Consider the following 8,711-nt stretch of genomic DNA (forward strand, 5'->3'; position numbering starts at 1 on the left):
GCGAACCGCAGACAGAATGAACAATACGGCAAGGGGAAGCCGACAAAGTAAGTTCTGATTTAGAAATGGAATAACTTCAGCCGTTCGTCAGGCAAACGCAAGTCAAGGCAGTCTATATTCATCCCATGTGGAGATCGACTGTCATGCGCTGTTCAATCCTGTTCATCCTCGTTTTGTGGGTCGTGCTGCCTGGCTACAGCCAGGCGTACGACGATATTTCCCTCAGCCTGGAAGAAGCCGAACATCTGGCGCTGACCCGCAATCGTGATATCCGCTTTGCCCGGCATAATATCGAAGCCGCGGCTGCAGAAACGCTCAACGCGGCTGCTTCTCCCAATCCCACACTGCTGGTCAGCACCAGCCACTTCAACCCCAGATCCAAACCCACTACGCTTTTCAAATCCACCCCGGTGGAAGATGTAATTCGCATCGATAAAATATTCGAGCGAGGAAACAAGCGTGAATTGCGTATGGCCCGAGCAGACAGTGAACTCATTGCCACCCGGCTTGATCTTGATGATGCGCTACGGCAAACTCGCCTCAATGTACGCAATGCCTTGTTTGAACTCAAGCTGGCCGAGCGCCATGTTGAGCTGAGCGGCATCATCGCCAATCAATCCAAACGCATCCTGGAACTGGCACGGCGTCGTTACCGGGCAGGAGATTTGTCCGGTGCCGATCTCGGACGTTTCGAAGCTGATGCTGCCCGTGCCCAGGCTGGTATGCGTACCGCTAAAACTGCGCTTACCCGTGCCCGTACCGCTCTCGCAGTTCTGCTGGCGGATGAGGATCACGCCCTGCAGCTTGCAACCCGGGGAAACTGGCCTGTGGCAGTAGCCGGACTGCCTGATGCGGACATCATTAATACTGCCATTTCCCAACGCCCGGATACGCTCGCCGCTACCGCAAGAGTAGAAGCTGCGCGGCGCAATCTCAATCTGGCGCAAGCCAAGCGCACCCGCGATATCACTGTCAGTGTCCAGTATGAACGCCAGCCGGCCGACGTAATGCAACCACGCAATTCCATCGGCCTTGGAATCTCCGTTCCCTTATTCCTCGGTAATTATTTTGAAGGAGACATTCGCCGTGCCCACGCCGAACTGGCTCTCGCAGAAGATCAACTGGAAGCCATTCGCGCCCACATCCAGGCCGAGATCAATCAGCTTGCCGATGAATTACAACATGCTATCGACCGCTGGCAATCCCTGCAGGAACAGGAACTACCCGCCGCCCGCCGAACCGCCAGTGCAGCGGAACTCGCTTTCAGCAAAGGTGCCATCAGTGCTTTGGAATTCCTCGATGCCCAGCGCATCCTGCGAGCCGCTGAACTGGACACACTGCAAGCACACAGCGACTTGGCGAAAGCGCATGCTGCTCTGGATGCTGCATTGGAAATCACCCCTCCCAGGGAACAGGAACCCGCTTCATGATGAAACCTAAATATCAAAAAATTATTGCTATCGCCCTCATTCTGGGAGGTGTAGTCGCAGGCATCTCGGGCTATTTTCATTCCCGGCAAGCTGCTGTCCACTCGGAAACCAACGATACTGATTCCAGCCACAGTCCCGACCATCTGGTATTTCCAGCCAACGCACCCCAGCTCGCCTACGTCAAGACAAGCCAGGCCGTCATTTCACCCTTACCGGCAAGCGAACCGCTGACCGCCAGACTGGCACTCGCTGAAAATCATACCGCCCGTATCATTCCTGCAGTCGCCGGCCGTATTTTGCAACTGCACGCCGAAATTGGCGATCAGGTCAGCATGGGTACCCCCCTTGCAACACTGGATTCGCCGGATTTTGGTGCTGCCCTTGCCGATCTGCATAAAGCAGAAGCAGATGTGTTAAGAAAGCATCTCACCTACAAACGGGCGCAAGAACTGCTGGCGGGTGATGCCATCGCCCGGCGTGACGTTGAAAGTGCCAGAGCAGAATGGCAGATTGCGGCGGCAGAAACAGAACGTGCCCGATTGAAGGTCAGAAATCTGTCTCCAAACAGCAAAATTCAAAATGAACAACTCGTGTTACGAGCACCCGTTGCCGGCATCGTAGTCGAGCGCCACGCCAACCCGGGCACCGAAGTCCGCCCGGATGAGGGTATACCGTTGTTCGTCATCTCCAATCTGTCCCATCTGTGGGTACAAGTCGATGTACCGGAACACCTGATTGGCCGGGTACATACCGACAATCCACTATTACTCTCGTTCGATGCATTTCCTGGCGAATCCTTCTTTGCCACCATCACTCGCATCGCACCCCAGCTCGATCCAAATGTTCGCCGTGTTCAGGTACGTGCCGAAATCGACAATTCGGATGGACGCCTTCGTCCAGCCATGTTTGCCCGCGCCCGACTGGCCGATTCACAGGCTGTCAATGTCATCCGGCTGCCTGCGGTATCGGTGATCACCCATGGAATTTATCCTACGGTTTTCATTGAAACGGCTCCTGGCCAATTCGTCCAGCGCCAGATCCGTATCGCCTTCCAGGATGCCGAATCCGTCTGGCTCGAACCGGAGAATAGTGGAATCCAGTCCGGTGAAGAAGTCGTGACTGACGGTGCCATGCTGCTTGCTTCCGAACTCGCTGCCGGTAACTAACATGCTCAGCCGCCTTATTTCATTCTCGATCAAACAACGACTGTTCATCCTCGTCATGGTAGGCGCCCTGCTGATAGCGGGCATACGAGCCTTCATCGAACTTCCGATCGAAGCCTTTCCTGATGTGCAAGATGTACAGGTACAGGTCATCACCCAGGTTGTCGGCCAGGCACCGGAAGAAGTCGAACGCAGCGTTACCATCCCGATCGAACGGGAAATGAGCGGTATCCCTCAAATGACCCAATTACGCTCGGTTTCCATCACCGGATTATCGGTCATCACCATGATTTTTGCCGATGGCACCGAGGATCGTCTGGCACGTGCACAAGTCCTGGAAAAACTGCAAACTGTCGATCTGCCGGATGGCGTAACGCCCACTCTGGGGCCACTTACCACTGCCGTGGGGGAAATTTACCGCTATGTGGTGGATGCTCCGCCCAATCTGCCGCTGTATGAAGTCCGTGCGATCCAGGATTGGATTATCCGGCCGGAATTAAGACGTGTACCGGGTGTTGCAGATGTCGTCGGCTTTGGTGGATCAGTCAAGGAAATCCAGGTTGACGTGGATCCGAATGCGCTGCGCAAATTCGGGCTGACACTGGACCAGGTCAGCCAGGCACTCCGTGAAAACAATGCCAATACCGGTGGTGGCATCATCCGCCGTGGCGGTGAAGGGCTGGTACTACGTGCCATCGGCCTCTTCCACACGGTCGAAGATGTAGCGGCCACCGTCATCATGTCACATGAGGGCAAAGCCATTACCGTGGGCGATGTCGCTACTATCAAAATCAGCGGGCACACCCCTCTCTCCGGCATCGTTTCCCTTGCCCAACAGGGCAACAATGGCAAGATCCTGAGTCAGGATTCGATCGTCGAAGGGATCGTGCTGATGATAAAAAGCAGTGATCCAAGCAAGATCATCCAGACGCTCAAGACCCGGGTAGATGAACTGAACAGCCAGGCCAAACTTCCTGAGGGCGTGCACATACGCCCGATCTACGAGCGTACCCAGCTGGTGGACCACACAGTAGCTACCGTCGGGGAAAATCTCCTTCTCGGTGCACTGCTGGTAGTGGCCGTACTGATCGTATTCCTGCGTGACTGGCGGACTTCCCTGATCGTTGCCTGCATCATTCCACTGACATTGCTGTTTGCCTTCATCATGATGAATGCACGCGGCGTATCAGCCAACCTGATTTCACTAGGTGCAGTCGACTTCGGCATTATCATCGACAGCGCCGTAGTGCTGGTGGAAGCGCTGATGGTACGGCTGATGCTGCGGCAAGAGCCCGAATCCGGGCAGGATACCGCCAAATGGCGCATCAATGCGCTGCGGCAGACCGCCATCAATCTCGGTAAGCCCATCCTTTTTTCAAAAGCGATCATCGTTCTTGCCTTTGTACCGATATTCACCTTCCAGCGTGTGGAAGGCAAAATCTTTTCTCCGGTAGCCTTCACCCTTTCTTTCGCGCTGATCGGCGCCATTGTCCTGACCCTTACGCTGGTTCCCGCGCTGCTCTCCTACCTGCTGCAGCGCAGCTCCATATCCGAACCCCACCTCGCCTGGATGGAACGATTGAAAACTGGCTACCGGAAACTGCTCGACTGGACGGACACGCGTCCCCGTATCATGGCTGGAATTACCATCGCTTCACTGGCAGGGGCACTCACCCTGCTGCCAGTGATCGGCACGGAATTCCTGCCCAAGCTCGATGAAGGAAACATCTGGCTGACAATCGCCCTCCCGCCTTCCATCCACCTGGAACAATCGAAAGAAGTAGAGCGTGCAATACGGGCCAAGCTGATCGCCTATCAGGAAGTCAAGACTGTCGTAGCCCAGGTCGGCCGGCCGGACGATGGCACCGATCCCAAAGGAGCCAATAATCTGGAAATTCTGGCTGACCTGAATCCTCGCAGCAGCTGGCGCTTCAGCTCCAAGGAGAAACTGGTGGCCGACATGTCGCACTCGCTCAAGGCCATTCCGGGCCTGCCCACCAATTTCTCACAGGTCATCCAGGATAACGTCGAAGAATCCCTGTCCGGCGTCAAAGGTGAAATCGCCATCAAGGTATTTGGTCCTGATCTGGAAATCCTCGAAGACAAGGCAGAACAGATCGTCGCTTTGCTCAATCACATCCGCGGCGCAGTCGATGTAGCAGCCATCAAGGTCGGTGGCCAGACCGAGGTGACCGTCACGCCGGACCGGCAAAAGCTGGCGCGTTACGGTATCAGCATCGCGGAAATCAACACTCTTTTTCAGACTGCATTCGGTGGCAGTGCAATCACCCGTTTTTATGAAGGTGAACGGCGCTTCAACGTCAATCTCCGGCTGGCCCCGGATTATCGGCACACCATCACCGATATTGCCAACCTGCAGATCGCCATTCCGGGCAGTACCGGTGCATTCCTGACACTGGGGGAACTGGCCCGTATCGACGTGCGCCAGGGCGCCTCTCGTATTGCGCGCGAGGCGGGCGGCCGTGCCGTTTCGGTCAAAGCCAATCTGATGGGACGCGACCAGGGCAGTTTTGTCAGTGAAGCGCAGAAAAAGGTCGCCGAGCATGTGCACCTGCCACCGGGTTACCGCCTCACCTGGGGCGGTCAGTTCGAAAACCAGCAGCGTGCGATGAAACGGCTGATGATCATCGTTCCTGCCAGTCTGCTCGGTATCTTCGTATTACTGTTCTGGGCGTTCAAATCGCTGCGTTCGGCCTTCATCATTTTACTGATCGCTCCACTCACACTGATTGGTGGCCTCACCGGACTGGCCCTCTCGGGGTTACATCTCTCCATCTCGGCTGCCGTCGGATTCATTGCGGTATCGGGTATCGCGGTGCAGAACGGCGTGATCATGGTCGAAGAAATCGTCGGACTGATTCATAAAGGACAATCATTCGCCGAAGCAGTACGGGAAGGCGCGGTGCTGCGTTTGCGCCCGATCCTGATGACCGCGCTGATGGCGGGCCTCGGGTTGTTGCCGGCAGCACTTTCTCACAGCATCGGCTCGGAGACCCAGCGCCCGTTTGCGGTCGTCATCGTCGGCGGTATCATTTCCGCCACTTTCTTCACACTGGTGCTGCTGCCGCTGATGTTCAACCGGCTGGCACGGCCCAGACATACGAAACCCCGGGAAAATCCGTAAAAAGAGACGGGCTGCAGCAGGCCCAAGCATAATCTTTCACAGTTTGCCGGAAACATCGGGTGTTACCATGGAGCTGACTGGAGGAAAGCAATGCGTATTCTGGTTGTCGAAGATGACTCTCTGGTGGCAAGCGGCATCAAGCAGGGACTGGCCAATGCGGGCTATACCGTGGATGTGGCACGAAACGCCGCAAGTGCTGAACGCCATCTCCGCGAAGAAAATTTTGATCTGGCCGTGGTAGACATCGGTCTGCCGGATATCGATGGATTGACCCTCGTGCAGCGACTGCGTCACCGGAAAATACGCCTGCCCGTACTGGTGCTGACGGCACGCGGCAGCATGGAAGACACCATTGCCGGCCTCGATATCGGTGCAGACGACTATATGACCAAACCGTTCCGCCTGCCGGAGCTGATCGCCCGTATCCGCGCCCTGATCCGCCGTGCTCATTCGATCACCAGTACCGAATTGCAGCATGACCGGCTGGTGCTCAATACCGGCAGCTATACTGCGACACTGAACGACCAGCCGCTTTTGCTGACCCGACGCGAATGGACGATCCTTGAAACCCTGCTGATGGCCTCTCCCCGGGTAGTCAGCAAGGACAAACTGCTGCAGAACCTGACAGGCTGGGACAAGAACGTCACTCCCAATGCCATCGAAGTCCATGTATCACGTCTGCGTGCCAAGATCGCCCCGGGTGGGATCGAAATTCGCACGGTTCGCGGCATCGGCTATCGTATCGACCAGAGTCACTCATGAAATCCGGATTTTCCCATCCACTGGGTTTACGGCAGCGATTGCTGCTGTGGATACTTCTTCCCCTGATCGCGGTCTTCATCGGCAGCATCCTGTTCGATTACCGCCTGGCGCAGGAAACTGCCGACACTGCGTATGACCATTCCCTGAATAACGCCGCACTGGATATTGCGGCCTATATACAGACTGTCGGATTGAAGCCGGAATTGCATCTGACGCCGGAAGCAGAAGCCATGTTGCGCCATGATGCCGTTGACAAAATCTTCTTCGCTGTTCGCGACTCCAATAAACAGCTGCTGATCGGCGATGCCAACCTGTCAGTTTATCCTGGAACGATCCACACACAGCCGGTATTTGCCGAGGATATCTACCACGGTGAAAAAATCCGCGCTACCACGCAGCACATCACAATCGACGGCAACGAGATCAGCATCACGGTTGCTGAAACCATGCGAGAACGCGATCACGCCAGCAACCGGATACTGGCAGCAACGATCATTCCCAATCTGGTCATCATCGCCGCAACGCTGCTGGTGATCAACTTCGGGGTGCGACGCGGGCTGGCACCACTGGTACATGTCGAAAACCAGATCGCCAGCCGTTCACCACGTGATCTGCGTGCACTCGATATCGCGCATGCCCCTCGCGAAATCCGCCCGATGCTTACCCGGCTCAATGAACTGTTTGAATCGCTGCGTACAGCGGCAGCAGCCCAGCAACGCTTCCTGGCCGATGCGGCCCACCAGCTGCGCACGCCTCTTGCCGGTTTACAAACCCAGATCGAGCTGGTGGCAGCCGAAGGGAAATATGTGCGCAACGATGAACGGCTGGCGCGCATCGAGGAAGCAGCAGAACGTATCGCGCATCTGGTTACCCAGTTGCTGATCTATGCCCAGACTGAGCCGGCAGCTTCCGCCAACCAGATTTTCCACCCGGTAGCTCTGCACGAACTGGCCGAAAGCGCGGCCTCGACCTTCATTGACCATGCACTCGCCAAAGATATCGATCTCGGCTTCGAAATCCAACCGGCAATCGCTGAAGGAATTGCCTGGATGCTGCGCGAAGCCCTGGGTAATCTAATCGACAACGCCCTGCGCTACTGCCCTGCCGGCAGCACGATCACGGTTCGCAGCGGTATCCATTGCGGCCAGCCCTACTTGGCCGTGGAAGATAACGGGCCCGGTATCCCACCTAAAGAACACAAAAAGGTATTCGAACGCTTCTACCGCATCCCGGGATCGATCAGTGGCGGCTGCGGCCTGGGCCTGCCCATCGTTCAGGAAATTGCCCATCTGCATGCTGCCACTATCACTTTTTCCAAACCGGCGAAAGGTGGTCTGACGGTGACACTGACCTTTCCTGAAAATCACACAGAAAATACCTGACCAAGCCTTGACAACCACGGTCGGGAGATGACATACAAACAGCCGCAGACAAGGCAGAAAAAAGAACGCCTGTCGATTTACAAAAGAACTGTAAAAGGACAGGCAGAAGTAGAGGAGGAAGCATACTTACCGGCAGAGCACGCTGCTTATCCAGACAAGATTCGAAAGAAAAACTGGATTTTTTCTTACGAATCTATCTCATATTACACACATGAATCCGGATGTCAGAGGTGGTACAGATAATGAGCTGATTATGCCTTCAAATATTCTGCTTGAGAATGTGACATATTGTCGCAGCTAGATTTGACGCGGCTTTTGCCTGGAAGGAAGGTGCAATTTAGCTTGCAGATCGAAAGAAACGGCCGGAATCTTGGGTAAACCTATATAGCGAAGCTCAGATAGATTGATTATAATTTACAGATGACTTATCCCATTTCATTTCGCCGCAAAGTTTTATCTGTTCGAGAGCAGGAAGAGCTCACCATAGTGCAAACGGCAGCCCATTTTTGTGTAGGAATTGCCAGCGTGACACGCTGGATAAAAAATCCTGTTCCTCGGGAGACCCGTAATAAACCGGCAACGAAGATCGACATGGCTGCGCTGGCTCGTGATGTACGGGAATTTCCAGACGCCTATCAGGCCGAACGGGCTCGTCGACTGGGTGTGAGCGAAAAAGGTATCGGCCACGCACTGAGGCGTATGAACATCAGCTATAAAAAAAACACTACAGCATCCCAAAGCGGACGAAGACGAACGGCGCATCTTCCAGGAGACGATTAGAGCATTTCTCGTTTAGTTAGATTCATAGCCGGAGTTGGTGAGGTAGTTA

Annotated in this window: 6 protein-coding genes; all 6 read left to right on the forward strand. The window is 55.2% G+C overall.

The genetic code is table 11. The annotated features are described in order from the left end of the window. Nucleotides 1-143: 143 nt before the first annotated feature. A complete protein-coding gene (locus ABUL11_RS03910; protein ID WP_350282554.1) occupies nucleotides 144-1,430 on the forward strand; it encodes a TolC family protein in 1,287 nt (428 codons plus the stop codon). Next, the gene (locus ABUL11_RS03915; protein ID WP_350282555.1) at nucleotides 1,427-2,596 is read left to right on the forward strand and encodes an efflux RND transporter periplasmic adaptor subunit; all 1,170 of its coding nucleotides are present in this window, start codon (nucleotides 1,427-1,429) and stop codon (nucleotides 2,594-2,596) included. Before ABUL11_RS03910 ends, ABUL11_RS03915 begins: the two co-directional genes overlap by 4 nt. A gap of 1 nt (nucleotide 2,597) precedes the next feature. Continuing rightward, entirely contained in the window at nucleotides 2,598-5,738 is a 3,141-nt protein-coding gene (locus ABUL11_RS03920) for an efflux RND transporter permease subunit (protein ID WP_350282556.1), read from the forward strand. A gap of 90 nt (nucleotides 5,739-5,828) precedes the next feature. After that, the gene (locus tag ABUL11_RS03925; RefSeq protein ID WP_350282557.1) at nucleotides 5,829-6,500 is read left to right on the forward strand and encodes a response regulator; all 672 of its coding nucleotides are present in this window, start codon (nucleotides 5,829-5,831) and stop codon (nucleotides 6,498-6,500) included. Continuing rightward, the gene (locus ABUL11_RS03930; protein ID WP_350282558.1) at nucleotides 6,497-7,882 is read left to right on the forward strand and encodes a sensor histidine kinase; all 1,386 of its coding nucleotides are present in this window, start codon (nucleotides 6,497-6,499) and stop codon (nucleotides 7,880-7,882) included. The genes ABUL11_RS03925 and ABUL11_RS03930 overlap by 4 nt, the downstream gene beginning before the upstream one ends. Before the next feature lie 420 nt (nucleotides 7,883-8,302). After that, nucleotides 8,303-8,662 (forward strand): IS630 transposase-related protein, encoded by a 360-nt coding sequence (locus tag ABUL11_RS03935; protein ID WP_350282559.1) that lies wholly within the window; start codon nucleotides 8,303-8,305, stop codon nucleotides 8,660-8,662. Nucleotides 8,663-8,711: the final 49 nt, after the last annotated feature.

This window comes from Nitrosomonas sp. (genome assembly GCF_040256045.1).
In the GTDB taxonomy this organism is placed as follows: domain Bacteria; phylum Pseudomonadota; class Gammaproteobacteria; order Burkholderiales; family Nitrosomonadaceae; genus Nitrosomonas.

What these genes read in the sequence shown, in the direction of transcription:
- ABUL11_RS03910 (WP_350282554.1), top strand. Translation starts at nt 144, where the DNA reads ATGCGCTGTTCAATCCTGTTCATCCTCGTTTTGTGGGTCGTGCTGCCT.
- ABUL11_RS03915 (WP_350282555.1), top strand. Translation starts at nt 1,427, where the DNA reads ATGATGAAACCTAAATATCAAAAAATTATTGCTATCGCCCTCATTCTG.
- ABUL11_RS03920 (WP_350282556.1), top strand. Translation starts at nt 2,598, where the DNA reads ATGCTCAGCCGCCTTATTTCATTCTCGATCAAACAACGACTGTTCATC.
- ABUL11_RS03925 (WP_350282557.1), top strand. Translation starts at nt 5,829, where the DNA reads ATGCGTATTCTGGTTGTCGAAGATGACTCTCTGGTGGCAAGCGGCATC.
- ABUL11_RS03930 (WP_350282558.1), top strand. Translation starts at nt 6,497, where the DNA reads ATGAAATCCGGATTTTCCCATCCACTGGGTTTACGGCAGCGATTGCTG.
- ABUL11_RS03935 (WP_350282559.1), top strand. Translation starts at nt 8,303, where the DNA reads ATGACTTATCCCATTTCATTTCGCCGCAAAGTTTTATCTGTTCGAGAG.